Raw genomic sequence first — 16,851 nt, forward strand, 5'->3', positions numbered from 1 at the left:
CATTCTCGCATGCAAGCAGGGAACGTCATGCTTCACGGAAGGTCGGCAGGTGCACTGCTATGCTCTTGCCATCCGATTGAGGTCGCTGCCATGAAAAACGCTGTCCTGCTGGTTGCCGCCAGCGTCCTGTTTGCTTCGAACGCCTTCGCCCAATCCGCGCCGAACAACAATGTGCCACCACCGCCGGGCATCAATGATCCGGGCGTGAAGGCTGTGGCACCAGCGGCTTCGGCATCGCAGGGTGGCAATCCCATGACCCGGGAACCCCCAGCCTTGCCAGCGATGCAGGATGCCCGCAGCGGCGGCCGGGATGCCTCGTTGCCACAGATCAGGGTGCGCCAGGAAGGTGACAACACTATCCAGGAATACAGCCACAGCGGCCAGGTCTATATGGTGGTGGTCACCCCCAAGCACGGACTGCAGCAGACCTACATGGTCGACCCGCAAGGACGGCTGATCGACGAGCATGGCAAGAAACCGGTGGGGCCGGCGATGTACAAGGTGTTGGAATGGGGCAAGAGCAAGCCGGCCGCTGCGGATTCGAGTGAAGCGGCACAGGATGGCGACAACCACTGATCGCGCGTTGCCTGCCAGTGCCGGCACGCCAGCGAGCCGGTCTCGCATGACGGATTGACGAGTGTCGGGAGCGCCACGATGCAACTGCGTGAGAGCTGGTTGCTGTTTGCCCTGGGTTCGGCGCTGTTCGCAGCATTGACGGCGTTGTTCGGCAAACTCGGCGTAGTCGGCATCAACTCCAATCTGGCCACCTTCATCCGCACCATCGTGATCCTGATCGTCACCGCCGGCATCCTCAGTCTTCGCCAGGAATGGGCCAAACCCACCGGACTTCCGCTGCATAGCTGGCTGTTCCTGGTGCTGTCCGGCATCGCCACGGGTCTGTCGTGGCTGTGCTACTACCGAGCGCTGCAACTGGGACCGGTGAGCAAGGTAGCGCCGATCGACAAGCTCAGCGTGGCGATCGCGATCGTGCTGGCGTTGGTATTTCTCGGCGAGAAACCTAGCCTGCCCTTGCTGATCGGTGGCGGGCTGATCGTGGCCGGTGTCATGGTGATTGCGCTGTTCTGAAGATCCTGCATTGCATTCAGCGTGCTGCATCCAGTTCGGGGTAGTGGCGAAAGATGCCGTCCTCGTTGAATGCCAGCCGGCGCGGCGAGGCCAGGTAGGCGGCAATCCGTGGCCGTTCGGCGATTTGCGCGACGAGGGCATGCAAATGGGGCAACTTGCGATGCAGCCGGTGCATCCCCAGCGGGAAGGCATACTCGAGCCCGCTCATGATCTGGAATAGCGAGAGATCGACGTAGGAGTGTGCGGACAGCGCGTGCCGGCCATCGCTGCGCACCAGGACATTTTCGAAATAGTCGAGGTACTTGGGCATGCGATGCTGGCGGAAATCTTTCGCCCGCTGTCTGGCAGCGGCACGCTGATCCTCGTAGTACAGGCTGCTGGCGATCGGGTGATGGGTATCGTGTACCTCGGCGACCAGGTCGGCGATGGTCAGCTGCAACTGGTGCGCATACAGCCGCGCGGCGGCTACCGCCGGCACCAGTTTCAGCCGCGGCGCCAGGTAAAGCAGGATTGCCGCGGTCTGCGCGATCACCGTGCGGCCGGCCTTGAGAAAGGGTGGCGCGAACGGCAGCGCACCGGCTCGCGCGCCTTCGAGGAACGGCATGATGGTGGCGTCGCCGCGTTCGTGGGCGACATCCGCGTAATCTGCTCCGGCGTCTTCCAGCGCCAGACGCACGAACTCGCCGTGTCCCTGGATGCCGGACCAGTAAAACAGCTGGTAGCGCATGGCGGTCTCCGATGGGCGCCGCTGAGGTTAGGCATGCAGGGTTCAAGACAGCGTGAGCGAGCGACGCGCCCCGGCAAGTTTGGGTATCCGTTTCCGGGACACTGGATAAAACAATTTGATTTATCAGTGATGGAACGGTGCAATGGCCGTTGTTTACTTCCCGCACCATCGCCCCGACGGTACCGACTGCCGATGCTTCGCCGCTTCCTTCCCGATCGTTTCACCTGTGCGCTGCTGTGCACGGTGCTGCTGGCCAGCGTGCTGCCTTGTCGCGGCGCGGCCGCGCAGGTGTTCGGCGTGCTCACCGATGTGGCGATCGCGCTGCTGTTCTTCCTGCATGGTGCCAAGCTGTCGCGGGCGGCAGTGGTTGCCGGCATCACCAACTGGCGGCTGCATCTGACCGTGCTGGCCAGCACCTTCGTGCTGTTTCCGTCGCTGGGGCTGCTGCTGCGGCCGGTGTTGTCGCCGCTGGTGACGCCGGATCTGTATCTGGGCGTGATGTTCCTGTGCACGCTGCCGTCAACCGTGCAGTCGTCGATCGCATTCACCTCGATCGCGCGGGGCAACGTTTCCGCCGCGGTGTGCTCGGCGTCCGCCTCCAGCTTGCTCGGCATCTTCATCACCCCGCTGCTGGTGGGCGTGTTGCTGGAGTCGCATGGGCACGGCGGCATGTCGTGGGATGCGGTGGGCGGCATCGTGCTGCAACTGCTGGTGCCGTTCGTGGCCGGGCAGGTGGCGCAGCGCTGGATCGGAGGTTGGGTGCAGCGACACAAGCCGGTGGTCGGCTTGGTCGACCAGGGTTCGATCCTGCTGGTGGTCTACAGCGCCTTCAGCGCGGCCGTGCTGGAAGGGTTGTGGAAGCAGGCCCCACTACCGGTGCTGGCTGGCCTGCTGTTGATCAATGTCGTGTTGCTGACGCTGGCGCTGCTGGTTACCACCTACAGTTCGCGGGCACTTGGCTTCGGCAAGGAGGACGAGATCACCATCGTGTTCTGCGGTTCCAAGAAGAGTCTGGCCAGCGGCATACCGATGGCCAAGGTGCTGTTCGCCGGCCACCCGCTGGGCATGATCGTGTTGCCGATCATGCTGTTCCACCAGATCCAGCTGATGACTTGTGCCGTATTGGCGCGACGTTATGCGCGGCGAAGTGATACGGCCGAGTCATCCATGCCATCTGCTGGCGATGTGGATGTCGCGCCGGCGGACTGAGCCGTATCGGACTTGCCAACAAATACGGCCCGGGCTTGGATCCGGACCGTGTTGCATTCGAAACGTGGCGAGCAAGGGATGAATGCGGTTATTCAGTGCCGGGCGTGCTTGATTTATTTCCGCCACATTAGTGGCGGAAGTGGCGCATCCCGGTGAACACCATCGCCATGTCGTGTTCGTCGGCGGCGGCGATCACTTCGGCGTCGCGCATCGAGCCGCCGGGCTGGATCACTGCGCTGATGCCGGCCGCAGCGGCGGCATCGATGCCATCGCGGAACGGGAAGAACGCGTCGGAGGCCATCACCGATCCGCGTACCTCGAGCTTCTCGTCGGCAGCCTTGATGCCGGCGACCTTCGCGCTGTAGACGCGGCTCATCTGGCCCGCACCGATGCCGATGGTCTGGCGATCGCGCGCGTACACGATGGCGTTGCTCTTGACGAACTTGGCCACCTTCCAGGCAAAGATCAGGTCGTGGATCTGCGCCTCGGTCGGTGCGCGGCGGGTGACGATCTTCAGGTCCTCCGCGTCGACCATGCCGGTGTCGGCGCTCTGGATCAGCAGGCCCGAACCGACGCGCTTGGAGTTGTTGCCGGGATGGGCGTGCAACAGGCTGCCATCAGCCGGCAGCGGAATCACCAGCACGCGCACATTGCCCTTCTTGGCGAACGCCTTCAGTGCGTCATCGGCATAGCCCGGCGCCAGCACCACCTCGACGAACTGGCGCGCCACGATGGCCTGCGCGGTGGCGCCGTCCACCTCGCGGTTGAACGCGATGATGCCGCCGAAGGCCGAGGTGGGATCGGTCTGGTAAGCGAGGTCATAGGCACGGCCGATGCCGTCCAGGCTCACCGCGACGCCGCAGGGATTGGCATGCTTGACGATCACGCAGGCCGGCTTGGTGAAGCTGCGTACGCACTCCCATGCCGCGTCGGCATCGGCGATGTTGTTGAACGACAGTTCCTTGCCCTGCAACTGGCGGAACGTGGCCAAGGTGCCGGGTGCCGGATACAGGTCGCGGTAGAACGCCGCCTGTTGGTGCGGGTTTTCGCCGTAGCGCAGATCCATCAGTTTCACGAAACGACCGTTGACCTGGCCCGGGAACGCATCATGTCCGGCGATGGCGTCATGCGTTTCGTTGAGCTGCAGTGCCGACAGATAATCGCTGATCGCACCGTCGTAGCTGGATACGTTGTTGAACGCGGCCACCGCCAGTTTGAAGCGGGTGGTGCGGCTGAGGCCGCCATGTTGTTCGATCTCGGCCAGCGCGTCGGCGTATTGATCGGGCGAGGTCAGCACGCCGACATCGTTCCAGTTTTTCGCCGCCGAGCGCAGCATCGCCGGACCACCGATGTCGATGTTCTCGATGGCGTCTTCCAGCGTGCAGCCAGGCTTGGCCACGGTCTGTTCAAACGGGTAGAGATTCAGGACCAGCAGGTCGATCGGCGCGATGCCGAGTTCGCCCATCACGTTGTCGTCGGTACCGCGTCGGCCGAGCAGGCCGCCGTGCACCTTCGGATGCAGCGTCTTGACGCGGCCGTCCATGATTTCAGGGAAACCGGTGACGTCGCTGACGTCGGTGACTGCGATGCCGGCCTCGCGCAGTGCCTTGGCGCTGCCACCGGTGGAAAGCAGCTCGATGCCCCTGGCAGCCAGCCGCCGGCCCAGATCGATCAGGCCGGCCTTGTCGGAGACGCTGAGCAGGGCGCGTCGAACCGGGACGAGCTGGGGCGTGGGCATGGGCGGGTTTCCAGAAGGGGAAAGCCGCTCATTATAGCCGTCTGATTCGTTGACGGCTTTGGCAGGCGTTACAGCAGGCCGTGAGCGGCCAGTTTCTTGCGCAGGGTGGCGCGATTGATGCCGAGTGCACTGGCCGCCCGGCTCTGGTTGCCGTCATGGAAGGCCAGGACTTCGCGCAGCAGCGGTACTTCGACTTCACGCAGTACCAGTGCGTGCAGGCCTTCGGCGCATTGGGTGTCGCCGATATCGGCGAGATAGCGGCGCACCGTACGGCTGACGCATTCGCTCAGTGCACTTTGCGCACCGGCACGCTGCGAATCGGCGTCCTGCGTCGAGGTCTGCTTGATGGCCTCGGCGGCAGGCAGTCTTACGGCATTCACTGACATTTTCCCTCACGTACGAAGCCGCGGCTACGTGGGCCGCTGCGTATGGTTATGACTATTGCTGCAGGCCGCGCTGCGTGTTGAGCATCGGTTGGCAGTCTGCGCGAAGGGTCGAGTCTACCCGTGCGGGTCGATAATTTTAAGTGCTATTCAAAGCTGAATTCGAAAGCCACCGCCTTGTTGCCAGGATCTTCCACCTCCAGCAACAGTACCGCACTGGCGCCTGGCGCCAGGCCACGTTGCAGTACGGCCGGGTCGTCCAGGTATTCGCCGGGCTGCAGCCGGCGCATCGCGATATGTTGCCCCTGTGCGTTCGACAGGGTGATCGTGAGTACAGGATAAGGCTGCGCGAATGCCGCGTCGTTGCGAACGCTGGCGCTGATCATCAGCGCACCGGCGACACTGGGATGGGCCTGCACATTGCTGGCAAGCAGACGCAGCTGCTTCGGCGCTGCGACCAGCGGAAGCTCGCAGTTGAGTACGTGGCAGCTATTGCGCAACCAGCTACCCACGCCGGGATCGCGGATCAGCGGATCGCGTTCGGCCCAGGCCAGCTGTGCCACGAGCAGCAGGGCGAGCGTGCTGCATGCGACGACCCAGGGCCAGCGGCGTTCGCCAGGCACAAGGCTGCGCTGTCGGCGCGCCGGACGCGATGGCCGGCGTGCGCGCGCCTCGCGGGCAAAGCGCGGCGCAAATACCAACTGCGAGAAATCTTCGGTCGCAGGCGCATCCGTCACCGCCGCCTCGCTTTCGACCACGGCCGGGGGGTCGGGGCGTGGCCGGTAGACCACCAGATCCACGCATGGCGGTTCGAACGCGGGTTCGTTCACCGGCAATTCGTGGAAGGGTTCCGGTGGCAGCTGTTCGGCCAGGGTGGCGATGCTGTCAAAGCTGGCCTTGCAGTGCCCGCACACGACATGTCCATGCGCCTGCGCAAGCGTGTGCACATCCAGCGAAAACACGGACAGGCATTCGGGGCATTGGGTGTACATGCGGGCCGCTTCGATCAGTATGCGGCAAGCTTAACAGGGAGTCTCCGCGGGTTCGTGCGCACATGCGCAGCAGAGTGGTGTGTGAACGAACCCGTTGTGTGGCGTTGCCGAATTCAGGTCCGGCGTCGGCCGCTGATGCGCACCCAGTCTTCGCGGGTGTCCACGCGCAATTCGTCGAACCATTCGGCGTAGCGTTGCAGCAGTTCGTCATGCTGTCCTTGCAGAATGCCGGAGATCGCGAATGGCGCGCCGGGTTTAGCGGCGGCGGCGAAGGTGGGCGCCAAGGCGCTGAGCGGCCCGGCGAGAATGTTCGCGATGAACACGTCGGCCGCTCCCGCATCGACATCTTCGGGCAGGAACACGGCGAGGCGATCTGCAACGTCGTTGCGCTCGGCATTGTCGATGGATGCCGTGAGCGCCTGCGGGTCGTTGTCGACGCCGATCGCACTGGCTGCGCCCAGCTTCAGCGCGGCGATCGCGAGGATGCCGGAGCCGCAGCCGTAGTCGGTGATCGTCTTGCCGACCAGGTCGAGACCATCCAGCCATTCCAGACACAGTGCGGTGGTCGGATGGGTGCCGCTGCCGAACGCGAGGCCGGGATCCAATCGGACCACCACCAAATTCTCATCGGCTGGTGGCTCAATGTTCCACGGATAGATCCACAGCCGCCGCCCGAACGGCATCGGCTTGAACTGGTCCATCCATGCGCGTTCCCAGTCCTGGTCGGCGACGTGGCGGAAGGTCAGCTGGTCCGGCTCCAGCCATGGCAGCAGTTCGCCCAGCGCTTCGGTGAGGCCGCGACGATCGGCGTCTGCGTCGAACAGCGCGTTCAGCGTGATCGTCGGCCACAGCGGCAATTCGCCCACGCCGGGCTCGAAGATCGCCTGCTCGTCCGGCGTCTCCGCATTGGCATCCTGCAGCGTGATGGACAAGGCGCCGAGGTCATCCAGCGCTTCTTCGGTGCCGGGCTGCTGCTCGGTGCGGACAATCAGGGAGAGTTCGAGCCAGGGCATGCGATGTCCGTGGGTGAGCAGTGACGATAGGCGACATCCGCTGCGCGGCGAATCATGCCTCGCGCAGCGGACGGTTCTTGCGGCGCGCCGGTCAGTGACCGGTGGCGGGGTGTTCCTTCTGCTCCGCCATCCGCTTTTCCAGATAGTGGATGTTCTGGCCGCCGTGCTGGAAGCCGACGTCGGCCATGATGCGCTGCTGCAGCGGGATGTTGCACTTCACGCCTTCGATCACCGTCTCGGCCAGCGCCAGGCGCATGCGCGCGATCGCAGTCTCGCGATCGGGGCCGTGCACGATCAGCTTGCCGATCATCGAGTCGTAGTTCGGCGGAATCTTGTAGCCGTCGTACAGATGCGTGTCGACACGCACGCCGGGACCGCCCGGTGCCTCGAAGCGCTTCACCGTGCCGGGACTCGGCATGAAGGTGTCGGGATCCTCGGCGTTGATGCGGCATTCGATCGCGTGGCCGCGGATCACGATGTCTTCCTGCTTGATCGACAGCTTCTCGCCACCGGCGATCAGCAGCTGCTCGCGCACCAGATCGACGCCGGTGATCAACTCGGTCACCGGATGCTCGACCTGGATGCGGGTGTTCATCTCGATGAAGTAGAAGCGGCCATTTTCGTACAGGAATTCGAACGTGCCGGCGCCGCGGTAGTTGATGCGGATGCAGGCGTCGACGCAGACCTTGCCGATCGCGGCGCGCTGTTCGTCCGTGATGCCCGGTGCCGGCGCTTCCTCGACCACTTTCTGGTGGCGGCGCTGCATCGAGCAGTCGCGTTCGCCCAGATGGATCGCGTTGCCCTGGCCATCGGCGAGCACCTGGATCTCCACGTGGCGCGGATTCTCCAGGAACTTCTCCATGTACACCTGCTCGTTGCCGAACGCGGCCTTGGCCTCAGCCTTGGTCATGGTGATCGCATTGCCCAGGTGTGCCTCGGTGCGTACCACGCGCATGCCGCGACCACCGCCGCCACCGGCGGCCTTGATGATCACCGGGTAGCCGATCTCGCGCGCGATCTTGATATTGGTATCGACATCCTCGCCGAGCGGACCGCCGGAGCCGGGCACGCACGGCACGCCGGCGGCCTTCATCGCGCGGATCGCCTCGACCTTGTCGCCCATCAGGCGGATCACCTCGGCGGTCGGGCCGATGAAGATGAAGCCGGATTGCTCGACCTGCTCGGCGAAGTCGGCGCGCTCGGACAGGAAGCCGTAGCCCGGATGGATCGCCTGGGCGTCGGTGATCTCGGCTGCCGCGATGATGCGCGGGATGTTGAGATAGCTGTCGACCGACGGGCCGGGGCCGATGCAGATCGACTCGTCGGCCAGGCCGACATGCTTCAGATTGCGGTCCACGGTGGAGTGCACCGCCACGGTCTTGATACCCAGACTGTGGCAGGCGCGCAAGACACGCAGCGCGATTTCGCCGCGGTTGGCGATGACGACCTTCTCGAGCATCCGGGCGGCCTCAGGCAATCACGAACATGGGTTCGTCGAATTCCACCGGCTGGCCGTTCTCGACCAGGATCGCCTGCACGGTGCCGGCCACGTCGGCCTCGATCTGGTTGAACATCTTCATCGCCTCGATGATGCCCAGCGTCTCGCCAGCCTTGACCTGCTGGCCAACCTTGACGAAGGCTGGAGTGCCCGGCGTGGCCGAGGCGTAGAACGTACCGACCATGGGTGCCTTGACCACATGTCCGGCCGGCAGCGCATCGGCGGCTGGAGCCTCGGCGACGGCAGCCACGGGTGCGGCGACCGCAATCGGAGCAGGTGCCGCAGCCACGGCCACAGGTGCGGCGGCGACCGGCGCGGTGTTCTTGGGTACCCGCGACAGGCGGACGACTTCCTCGCCCTCCTTGATTTCCAGTTCGGCGAGGTTGGATTCCTCAAGCAGGTCAATCAGTTTCTTGATTTTGCGCAAATCCATCGGATCAGCCTTTTCAGTCATGCCACCACGGGTGGCCGGAAGGGTATGGGTGGCCGTGCGGCCTGGTTCGTTCTACGCCGCGTCGGGCGCTGGCGTGTGCAATCGCTGGATCGCCGCTTCCAGTGCCAGCCGGTAGCTGTCGCCGCCGAAACCACAGATCACACCAACGGCGAGATCTGCCAGGTACGAGTGGTGGCGGAACGACTCACGTGCAAACACGTTGGACAGATGCACCTCGATGAACGGAATCGCCACCGAGGCCAGCGCATCGCGCAGGGCAATGCTGGTGTGGGTGAAGGCGCCGGCGTTGATCAGGATCATCGCGATCTGGTCGTCACGGCCCTGATGGATGCGGGCGATCAGCTCATGTTCGGCGTTGGACTGGCACCAGGCCAGTTCGTGCCCGGCTTCTTGCGCGCGAGCGGCAAGTCGCTGATTGATGCCGGTAAGCGTTTCGCGGCCATAGATCTCCGGCTCGCGCGCACCCAGCAGATTGAGGTTGGGTCCATGCAGGACCAGGATCTTCGCCACAAAACCACCCAGCTAGCGTCCGGATATCCCGGAACCCGGCGCAGTGTGCGCGCAGTCGCGGATGTTGTCCAGTTCACCGCAGATCGGCGATGTTTGACGGAGAAGCGTTGAGTTTCCGTGCGGAAGCGTATGTCAGTGGCGAGTCAGGGCCTGTTCGACGCCAGCGTCAGCCATTGTTCCAGCTGTGGGGTGGACAGGGCTCCGGCATGCGTGGCCAAAATGCGACCATCGGCGTCGATCAATACGCTATATGGCAGCAATTCGCGTATATCTCCCAGCTGCAGCGTGGTGCTGGGCGAGTCGAGCTGACCCAGCAAGATCGGGTAACTTACCGGGTGAGCGGCCAGAAATGCATGGATCCGGGTCGGTTCATCCATCGCAATTCCGGCGACGATCGCACCCTGTTCGCCGAACTTGGCCTGTGCACGATTCAGCGCCGGCATCTCGTCCAGACACGGGCCGCACCAGCTGGCCCAGAAATTCAGCAACACGCGGTGACCGCGATAATCACTCAATCGGTGTGGCTTGCCGTCGAGATCGGACAGGGTGAGGGCCGGGACAGGTTGGCCAAGCATGGCCGAATCCATTCCGGCCGGCGGCTGCTGGTTGTGATGCTGCACGTAGCCACCGATCGCAGCAGCCAGCACTGCCAGACCCAGAATCAGCCAGTTGCTGCGATCAAGCATCAGCGCGCCGCTTCCGTGAGCGCCTGCTCGACCATCGAGGAGGTCAGCACCGTCGACAGCTGCTTGCCCGGGCCGCCATGTTTCGGGAACACCACGTACAGCGGTACACCGGGCGAGTGGTACTGCTGCAGGAAGGCACTAATAATCGGATTGACGTCGGTCCAGTCGCCTTTCATGTAGACCGCGCCGGTGCGTTGAAGCAGGTCGCGGAATCCCTGCGTGTCCAGCACGGTGTGCTCGTTCGCCTTGCAGGTGACGCACCAGTCGGCGGTCATGTCGACGAAGACCGGCGTCCCGGCCGCGCGCAGCTCGGCGAGCTTTTCCGGGCTGTAGGTGACCACGCCCTCCTCGGTCGCAGCGACACTGGACGGTGGCGTCACGTGGGCGAGCAGATACATCGGCACCAGCGCAGCCAACGCCAGTACCGCGACCAACACCTTGCTGAGTGCGCCGCGCGAACGACTGCGCTCGAACCACCACAGCGTCATCGCCAGCAACACCATCGCCACCAGCACCAGGCCGACCGCATCGGCGCCGCGCTGGTTTGCCAGTACCCAGACCAGCCACACGGCGGTCAGATACATCGGGAACGCCAGCACCTGCTTCAACGTTTCCATCCAGCGTCCCGGTCGCGGCAGCAAGCGCGCCAGCGCGGGCACGAAGCCGATCAACAGGAATGGCAGCGCCAGTCCGATACCCAGCATCAGGAACACCAACAGTGCCGCCAGCATCGGCGCGGCAAACGCATATGCCAGCGCGCTGCCCATGAACGGTGCGGTGCAAGGGCTGGCCACCACCACCGCCAGTACGCCGGTGAAGAAATCACCGGTCGGGCCGGAACGTGCAGCGAGGTGGGCGCCGGTATTGCCCAGCGAGGCACCGAACTGCACTACGCCGGACATGGACAGTCCGACCGCCAGCATCACCAGCGCCAGTACGCCGACCACGAGGGGTTGCTGCAGCTGGGTGCCCCAGCCCAAGGCATGACCGGCCGAGCGCAAGGCGAGAATGCCCAGGCCAAGCGCGGCAAAGCTGACCAGCACGCCGGCGGTATAGAACAGGGCATGTCGACGTGCAGTGGCGCGGTTCTCGCCGCTCTCGAGCACGCTGACTGCCTTGATCGACAACACGGGCAGCACGCATGGCATCAGGTTCAGCACCAGTCCGCCGCCGAGCGCGAGCAGGAGCGCGACGATCAGGCTGACCTGCTGAGGGCTTTCGTCGGCATTGGCCGGCGGCAATTCCGGTGCCGTCGCCGTGGTCTGGCCGGTGGCGGCGACAGCGCTGCCGAGATCGACGTTCACCGCACGCGTCATCAGCGGATAGCACAGGCCGCCGTCCTGGCAACCCTGGAAGCTGGCCTCAAGCGCCAATTGCATGCGCCCGGCGAGATCGCCATTGACCGTCACCGGCAATTCGACCTGATCGAAGTACACGGTGACATCGCCGTAATGTGCATCGTGATGCACTGTGCCGGCTGGCCATGTCGGCGTCAGGCTGAGCCCGCCGGCATCCTTGAGCTTCAGCATCGTCTGGTCGCGATACAGGTAATAGCCCTTCGGCATCGTCCAGCGCAGCAGCAATTGATGCGGGTTCTGCGCCAGCGCCTCGAAGCGGAACGCCTGTTCGGCCGGCAGCGGCGAGCTATCCATACCCATACCGGCGGTCGCACGGTTGGCACGACTGCCCAGTTGCCCGAGCGCGGCGCCGAGCGGGTTGTTGCTGGCCGGTGAGGTCGTGCTGCCGAGGTCGGTCGGCAACGGCAGATCCAGTTGTTCGGTATGCGGCGGATAACAGATCTTCGGATCGACCTCGTGGCAGCCCTGATACTGCACACTCAATTTCAATCGCGTGGTGCCGGCAGCCACGGTGTACGGCAGCGTGGCGTCGATGCTGTGGTGATACGTCTCCACGTCACCGAGGTATTCGTCATGGTGCTTCTCACCGTCTGGGAGCTGCGCTTCGCCCAGGGTCACGCCGTCGCCGGCCTTGAACTTCATGCGGCCGCGGTAGAGGTAATAGTCCGGTGCGATCGTCCAGTGCAATTTCAGCACGCCCTGCGTGGCGGCGTCGGCGCTGAGCTTGTAGGCCTCGGTCACCGGCAGCAGATTGCTCACATCCTGCGCGAATGCCGGCAACATGCCGAGCAGCAGGCCAAGCAGGACTGCGAAGCCCGTGGTTACACGGCGGGGATGAATCGAACGCATTGCAACTCCAGCATCTGGGGCTTGGGTGCTGACCCAGGCGACAGGGGATTATGGCGCAGCTGGCGTTCGTTGCCGGGATGGGTGCGGCCTTATGCCTTTTCCACCTGATCCAGCTTCATCGGGGCCAATACATGGGGTCGGTTCGTTCCGATGCGCAGCATGCCGGTGGTCAGCGCCACGCCGAGCAGGATCACCATGCAGCCGCCTGCCATGGCGACGGTGACCGTCTCACCGAGGAACAGCGCACCCCACAGCACGCCAAATACCGGAATCAGGTACAGCACGGCCATCGAGCGGGTCGAGCCGATGCGTGCCATCAGCCGATAGAACAGCACGTAGGCGAGCGAGGTGCAGGCCGCCGCGAGGCCGAACATGGCGATCCAGGCTTGCGCCGTCGGCGCTTTCGCCGGCCATAGCCAGACGGTGAAGGGCAGCAGCAGGAGTGCGGCGGCGAACTGGCTGCCGATCGCCACCGTCATCGGCGTCACCACTTGCAGGCGGCGATGGCTGTAATGGGCACCGAAGGTGTAGCAGAGATTGGCCCCGACACAAGCGGCCATCGCCCAGCCGACCGAACTGCCGCCATGACCGAAACCCAGGCTGCCGCCGATCAGCCACACCACGCCGGCCAGGCCGATCAGCAAGCCGCTGGCCCGTGGGAAGTCGAGCCTCTCGCCCAGCCACAGCCAACCGGAGGCTGCCACCAGCAGCGGCGCGATCGCGTCGAAGATGGCCGAGAGGCCGGCAGGCAGGCTTTGTGCGGCGTAGGAGAACAGGATGAACGGCAACGCCGAGTTGGTGATGCCGACAATGAGCACCGATCGCCAGTGCGTGCGCAGCTCGGCCAGCCGTTCACGCGAGTTCAGCAACGGGATGGAGCAGATGGCCGCGCCAATGGCGCGCATGCCGGCCAGTGCCATGCCACCGAACTGGTTGGCACCCATGCGCATGAACAGGAACGAGGCGCCCCACAAGGCGCCAAGCAGCAACAGGGCGACGACGTCGGACTTTTTCATGGCATCGGTTTGAAGGTGGCGGAGAACACAGGCTAATTCCGGACACTGACAGAATCTGTCAGCAGTCTTGATCCAGCCGCATGCTTCACGAGCGGGTCGTCGGGCGTGCGTGACGGACGCCGCGTCAGTCGCCGACAGCCTGTTGCACCCAGTCCAGATAGGCGGGATGCCCGTGCGCCACCGGCACCGCGATCAGCTCCGGCAGTTCATAGGGGTGCAGTTCCAGCAGACGGGCTTTCAGCGCGTCGAAGCGCCTGGCGGTGGTCTTGATCAGCAGCAGCTCCTCGTCGTCGCTGGTCACGGCACCTTGCCAGCGATAGGTGGAACGGATTCCGGGCACGCGATTGACGCAGGCGGCCAGATGTTCACCCACCAGCGCTTCGGCGAGCGCCTGGGCGCTCACTGCATCGGGGCAGCTGCAGTAACAAAGCAGGACGGTGTCGGCCATGCCTTCAGCCTAGCGGGCACCGCGCAGGAGCGCACCCCCGGATCGAGTCCGGGGCAGGCTCTGCGCGCGTCGGCCCCTCTGGATTTGCGGAGCCTGGAGCCGCCGGCCCTTGAAACCCGTCCCCATCCACCCAATTAGCTGTCCATCCCCGGTTCAAATGTTCTTGCAGCGGCGTCGCATACCCGTAAAATTGGCACTCATTTACTCCGAGTGCTAACAAGACTGCCGATCCGGGTCTTCAAAGCCTTGTCCCACCTCAATAGTCAGCTGGAGTTGTCCATGAGCACACTGCGTCCGTTGCACGACCGCGTCATCGTCAAGCGTCTCGAAGAAGAGCGCGTCTCCGCCGGCGGCATCGTCATCCCCGACAGCGCCACCGAAAAGCCCACCCGCGGCAAGGTCGTCGCCGCCGGCACCGGCCTGATCATGGCCGACGGCAAGGTGCGCCCGATGTCGCTGAAGGCTGGCGACACCGTGTTGTTCGGCAAGTACGCCGGCCAGGAAATCAAGATCGACGGTGAAGATCTGGTCTTCCTGAAGGAAGACGACATCGTGGCTGTGATCGAAGGCTGATAGCTGGAATCGGGGTTCTCAGAGCGCGTACATCCGCGCACGTTGACCTTCCCCGGCTCCGAGCCTTCGCGCTATTGCTCGAAAAGCAAAAACCCATTCCTAATTCAAAATTTTTGAGGCAAAAATTTTATGGCAGCTAAAGAAGTCCGTTTTGGCGAAGACGCCCGCGCCCGCATGCTCAAGGGCGTGAACACCCTGGCCAACGCGGTCAAGGTCACCCTGGGCCCGAAGGGCCGCAATGTCGTGCTCGAGAAGAGCTTCGGCGCCCCGACGATCACCAAGGACGGCGTGTCCGTCGCGAAGGAGATCGAACTGGCGGACAAGTACGAGAACCTCGGCGCGCAGATCGTCAAGGAAGCCGCATCGAAGACGTCCGACGTCGCCGGTGACGGCACCACCACCGCGACCGTGCTGGCGCAGGCGTTCATCCAGGAGGGCCTCAAGGCCGTCGCCGCCGGTATCAACCCGATGGACCTGAAGCGCGGCATCGACAAGGCCGTGGCTGCCGCCGTCGGTGAGCTGAAGAAGTTCTCCAACCCGACCGCGAATGACAAGGAAATCGCCCAGGTCGGCACGATCTCGGCCAACTCCGACACCAACATCGGCGACATCATCGCCACCGCGATGAAGAAGGTCGGCAAGGAAGGTGTGATCACGGTTGAAGAGGGTTCGGGCCTCGAGAACGAACTCGACGTGGTCGAAGGCATGCAGTTCGACCGCGGCTACCTGTCGCCGTACTTCATCAACAACCAGCAGAGCCAGCAGGTCGAGCTGGATGACCCGTACATCCTGATCCACGACAAGAAGGTCTCCAACGTCCGCGAGTTGCTGCCGGTGCTGGAAGCCGTTGCCAAGGCCGGCAAGCCGCTGCTGATCGTCGCCGAGGAAGTCGAAGGCGAGGCGCTGGCCACCCTGGTGGTCAACACCATCCGCGGCATCGTCAAGGTCGCTGCCGTCAAGGCGCCTGGCTTCGGTGACCGTCGCAAGGCGATCCTGGAAGACATCGCGGTGCTGACCAATGGTCAGGTCGTGTCCGAGGAAGTGGGCCTGTCGCTGGAGAAGACCACGATCGCCGATCTGGGTCGCGCCAAGCGCATCGTCATCACCAAGGAAAACACCACGATCATCGACGGTGCCGGCGACGCGGAGAAGATCCAGTCGCGCATCGGCCAGATCAAGGCGCAGATCGAGGAGACCTCCTCCGACTACGACCGCGAGAAGCTGCAGGAGCGCGTGGCCAAGCTGGCCGGCGGCGTTGCGGTCATCAAGGTCGGTGCCGGCACCGAGATCGAAATGAAGGAAAAGAAGGCCCGCGTCGAAGACGCACTGCACGCCACGCGCGCAGCCGTCGAAGAAGGCGTGGTCCCGGGCGGCGGCGTTGCGCTGATCCGTGCACTGAAGGCCGTCGAAGGCCTGAAGGGCGACAACACTGACCAGGACCTGGGCATCGCGATCACTCGCCGCGCGCTGGAAGCGCCGCTGCGTGCGATCGTTGCCAACGCCGGCGAAGAGCCGTCGGTCATCGTCAACCGCGTCAAGGAAGGCACCGGCAACTTCGGCTACAACGCCGCGACCGGTGAGTTCGGCGACATGGTGGCGATGGGCATCCTGGATCCGACCAAGGTGACCCGCACCGCGCTGCAGCACGCTTCGTCGGTTGCCGGCCTGGCGATCACCACCGAGGCGATCGTTGCCGAGCTGCCGAAGAAGGACGACGGTCACGGCCATGGCGGCGGTGGCATGGGCGGCGGCATGGGCGGCATGGGCGGCATGGACTTCTAAGTCCACCGTTCAATGCAGCAAGAAAAGAAAACCCCGCCTTCGCGGGGTTTTCTTTATCTGCGCCATCGGGGCCGGTATCGTGTTGTCGTACGCAGAAAATGCTCAGTTGGCCAAGCCGGCCTTGTCCCGCATGTCGTCAATGCAGTTCAATGCCCATTGGTGTTGGCTGGAGCGCTGGCCGGACTCGTCGTCGCATTGTTGCTCATGGTCGCCGTGCTATCCACGGTGGCACCGGCCTCTACCGTAGCGCCGGCGTCTATCGTTGCACCCGCATCCACGGTGGCACCGCTGTCGACGGTCGCCGAGTGGGTGCCAAGGGTTTGCGTGCTGTTCGTCGTGCTGTTGCCGCGTGCCTGGGAGAGGATCTGGCTGAGCGTGCGTGTCGGGCTGGAAGCTGGTGTGCCAGCTTTTGTGCTGGTGGCGACGTTGGCGCCACCACCCGGGCTGATCTGGGCGAACGCGGGGGCGGTGAGTACGCAGGCACCGATAATGAGGGCGACAAGCATGTTTATGCGCATGGGATTGACCT

At 64.2% G+C, this 16,851-nt stretch carries 18 protein-coding genes; 5 read left to right on the forward strand and 13 right to left on the reverse strand.

From position 1 onward, the window contains the following. Nucleotides 1-90: 90 nt before the first annotated feature. A complete protein-coding gene (locus B0E51_RS10935) occupies nucleotides 91-576 on the forward strand; it encodes a DUF2782 domain-containing protein (RefSeq protein WP_077444930.1) in 486 nt (161 codons plus the stop codon). A gap of 78 nt (nucleotides 577-654) precedes the next feature. Further along, nucleotides 655-1,086 carry an EamA family transporter gene (locus B0E51_RS10940; protein ID WP_077444931.1) on the forward strand — a complete coding sequence of 144 codons (432 nt, stop codon included), beginning with the start codon at nucleotides 655-657 and terminating at the stop codon, nucleotides 1,084-1,086. A 16-nt stretch (nucleotides 1,087-1,102) separates the two neighbouring features. On the opposite strand, the gene B0E51_RS10945 is transcribed toward B0E51_RS10940, so the two are convergent. Beyond that, on the reverse strand, nucleotides 1,103-1,813 hold the full coding sequence (locus B0E51_RS10945) for a glutathione S-transferase (protein WP_077444932.1): 711 nt from the start codon (nucleotides 1,811-1,813) through the stop codon (nucleotides 1,103-1,105). A 192-nt stretch (nucleotides 1,814-2,005) separates the two neighbouring features. Here B0E51_RS10945 and B0E51_RS10950 point away from each other — a divergent pair, with 192 nt between their 5' ends. Beyond that, nucleotides 2,006-3,022 (forward strand): bile acid:sodium symporter family protein, encoded by a 1,017-nt coding sequence (locus tag B0E51_RS10950; RefSeq protein ID WP_077444933.1) that lies wholly within the window; start codon nucleotides 2,006-2,008, stop codon nucleotides 3,020-3,022. A gap of 127 nt (nucleotides 3,023-3,149) precedes the next feature. Here the strand turns inward: B0E51_RS10950 and purH are convergent, their stop codons facing one another. From purH to cutA, 11 genes are all read right to left on the reverse strand, one after another. Beyond that, a complete protein-coding gene (gene purH, locus B0E51_RS10955; protein ID WP_077444934.1) occupies nucleotides 3,150-4,760 on the reverse strand; it encodes a bifunctional phosphoribosylaminoimidazolecarboxamide formyltransferase/IMP cyclohydrolase in 1,611 nt (536 codons plus the stop codon). 68 nt (nucleotides 4,761-4,828) lie between these two features. Further along, nucleotides 4,829-5,146 (reverse strand): helix-turn-helix domain-containing protein, encoded by a 318-nt coding sequence (locus B0E51_RS10960; RefSeq protein ID WP_077444935.1) that lies wholly within the window; start codon nucleotides 5,144-5,146, stop codon nucleotides 4,829-4,831. Between the two features lie 143 nt (nucleotides 5,147-5,289). After that, complete coding sequence (locus B0E51_RS10965; protein WP_077444936.1) at nucleotides 5,290-6,135, reverse strand: zinc-ribbon and DUF3426 domain-containing protein; 846 nt, start codon at nucleotides 6,133-6,135, stop codon at nucleotides 5,290-5,292. Between the two features lie 113 nt (nucleotides 6,136-6,248). Further along, the gene (gene prmA, locus B0E51_RS10970) at nucleotides 6,249-7,148 is read right to left on the reverse strand and encodes a 50S ribosomal protein L11 methyltransferase (protein WP_077444937.1); all 900 of its coding nucleotides are present in this window, start codon (nucleotides 7,146-7,148) and stop codon (nucleotides 6,249-6,251) included. A 91-nt stretch (nucleotides 7,149-7,239) separates the two neighbouring features. After that, nucleotides 7,240-8,607: an acetyl-CoA carboxylase biotin carboxylase subunit gene (gene accC / locus B0E51_RS10975; protein ID WP_077444938.1), complete on the reverse strand. Its 1,368-nt coding sequence runs from the start codon at nucleotides 8,605-8,607 to the stop codon at nucleotides 7,240-7,242. Nucleotides 8,608-8,617: 10 nt separating this feature from the next. Next, the gene (accB, locus tag B0E51_RS10980) at nucleotides 8,618-9,079 is read right to left on the reverse strand and encodes an acetyl-CoA carboxylase biotin carboxyl carrier protein (protein WP_077445013.1); all 462 of its coding nucleotides are present in this window, start codon (nucleotides 9,077-9,079) and stop codon (nucleotides 8,618-8,620) included. A gap of 72 nt (nucleotides 9,080-9,151) precedes the next feature. Next, entirely contained in the window at nucleotides 9,152-9,610 is a 459-nt protein-coding gene (gene aroQ, locus B0E51_RS10985; protein ID WP_077444939.1) for a type II 3-dehydroquinate dehydratase, read from the reverse strand. A 143-nt stretch (nucleotides 9,611-9,753) separates the two neighbouring features. Further along, entirely contained in the window at nucleotides 9,754-10,296 is a 543-nt protein-coding gene (locus tag B0E51_RS10990) for a TlpA disulfide reductase family protein (RefSeq protein WP_077444940.1), read from the reverse strand. Next, complete coding sequence (locus tag B0E51_RS10995) at nucleotides 10,296-12,503, reverse strand: protein-disulfide reductase DsbD (RefSeq protein ID WP_077444941.1); 2,208 nt, start codon at nucleotides 12,501-12,503, stop codon at nucleotides 10,296-10,298. Before B0E51_RS10995 ends, B0E51_RS10990 begins: the two co-directional genes overlap by 1 nt. Before the next feature lie 89 nt (nucleotides 12,504-12,592). Next, entirely contained in the window at nucleotides 12,593-13,519 is a 927-nt protein-coding gene (locus B0E51_RS11000; protein ID WP_077444942.1) for a DMT family transporter, read from the reverse strand. A 124-nt stretch (nucleotides 13,520-13,643) separates the two neighbouring features. Continuing rightward, the gene (gene cutA, locus B0E51_RS11005; RefSeq protein ID WP_077444943.1) at nucleotides 13,644-13,967 is read right to left on the reverse strand and encodes a divalent-cation tolerance protein CutA; all 324 of its coding nucleotides are present in this window, start codon (nucleotides 13,965-13,967) and stop codon (nucleotides 13,644-13,646) included. 279 nt (nucleotides 13,968-14,246) lie between these two features. On the opposite strand from cutA, the gene B0E51_RS11010 reads away from it, so the two are divergent. Next, a complete protein-coding gene (locus tag B0E51_RS11010; protein WP_007081521.1) occupies nucleotides 14,247-14,540 on the forward strand; it encodes a co-chaperone GroES in 294 nt (97 codons plus the stop codon). A gap of 129 nt (nucleotides 14,541-14,669) precedes the next feature. Further along, on the forward strand, nucleotides 14,670-16,322 hold the full coding sequence (groL, locus tag B0E51_RS11015; RefSeq protein WP_077444944.1) for a chaperonin GroEL: 1,653 nt from the start codon (nucleotides 14,670-14,672) through the stop codon (nucleotides 16,320-16,322). Between the two features lie 146 nt (nucleotides 16,323-16,468). Here the strand turns inward: groL and B0E51_RS11020 are convergent, their stop codons facing one another. Next, entirely contained in the window at nucleotides 16,469-16,840 is a 372-nt protein-coding gene (locus B0E51_RS11020) for a hypothetical protein (protein ID WP_143525879.1), read from the reverse strand. Between the last annotated feature and the right edge of the window lie 11 nt (nucleotides 16,841-16,851).

This window comes from Rhodanobacter sp. C05 (assembly GCF_002001165.1).
Taxonomy (GTDB): Bacteria; Pseudomonadota; Gammaproteobacteria; order Xanthomonadales; family Rhodanobacteraceae; genus Rhodanobacter.

Bases quoted from the DNA above. Each gene is read 5' to 3' on its own strand.
- accB (WP_077445013.1), bottom strand. From the start codon at position 9,079: ATGGATTTGCGCAAAATCAAGAAACTGATTGACCTGCTTGAGGAATCC.
- accC (WP_077444938.1), bottom strand. From the start codon at position 8,607: ATGCTCGAGAAGGTCGTCATCGCCAACCGCGGCGAAATCGCGCTGCGT.
- B0E51_RS10990 (WP_077444940.1), bottom strand. From the start codon at position 10,296: ATGCTTGATCGCAGCAACTGGCTGATTCTGGGTCTGGCAGTGCTGGCT.
- B0E51_RS10945 (WP_077444932.1), bottom strand. From the start codon at position 1,813: ATGCGCTACCAGCTGTTTTACTGGTCCGGCATCCAGGGACACGGCGAG.
- cutA (WP_077444943.1), bottom strand. From the start codon at position 13,967: ATGGCCGACACCGTCCTGCTTTGTTACTGCAGCTGCCCCGATGCAGTG.
- prmA (WP_077444937.1), bottom strand. From the start codon at position 7,148: ATGCCCTGGCTCGAACTCTCCCTGATTGTCCGCACCGAGCAGCAGCCC.
- B0E51_RS10935 (WP_077444930.1), top strand. From the start codon at position 91: ATGAAAAACGCTGTCCTGCTGGTTGCCGCCAGCGTCCTGTTTGCTTCG.
- B0E51_RS10960 (WP_077444935.1), bottom strand. From the start codon at position 5,146: ATGTCAGTGAATGCCGTAAGACTGCCTGCCGCCGAGGCCATCAAGCAG.
- groL (WP_077444944.1), top strand. From the start codon at position 14,670: ATGGCAGCTAAAGAAGTCCGTTTTGGCGAAGACGCCCGCGCCCGCATG.
- B0E51_RS11000 (WP_077444942.1), bottom strand. From the start codon at position 13,519: ATGAAAAAGTCCGACGTCGTCGCCCTGTTGCTGCTTGGCGCCTTGTGG.
- B0E51_RS10940 (WP_077444931.1), top strand. From the start codon at position 655: ATGCAACTGCGTGAGAGCTGGTTGCTGTTTGCCCTGGGTTCGGCGCTG.
- B0E51_RS10995 (WP_077444941.1), bottom strand. From the start codon at position 12,503: ATGCGTTCGATTCATCCCCGCCGTGTAACCACGGGCTTCGCAGTCCTG.
- B0E51_RS10950 (WP_077444933.1), top strand. From the start codon at position 2,006: ATGCTTCGCCGCTTCCTTCCCGATCGTTTCACCTGTGCGCTGCTGTGC.
- B0E51_RS10965 (WP_077444936.1), bottom strand. From the start codon at position 6,135: ATGTACACCCAATGCCCCGAATGCCTGTCCGTGTTTTCGCTGGATGTG.
- B0E51_RS11020 (WP_143525879.1), bottom strand. From the start codon at position 16,840: ATGCGCATAAACATGCTTGTCGCCCTCATTATCGGTGCCTGCGTACTC.
- purH (WP_077444934.1), bottom strand. From the start codon at position 4,760: ATGCCCACGCCCCAGCTCGTCCCGGTTCGACGCGCCCTGCTCAGCGTC.
- B0E51_RS11010 (WP_007081521.1), top strand. From the start codon at position 14,247: ATGAGCACACTGCGTCCGTTGCACGACCGCGTCATCGTCAAGCGTCTC.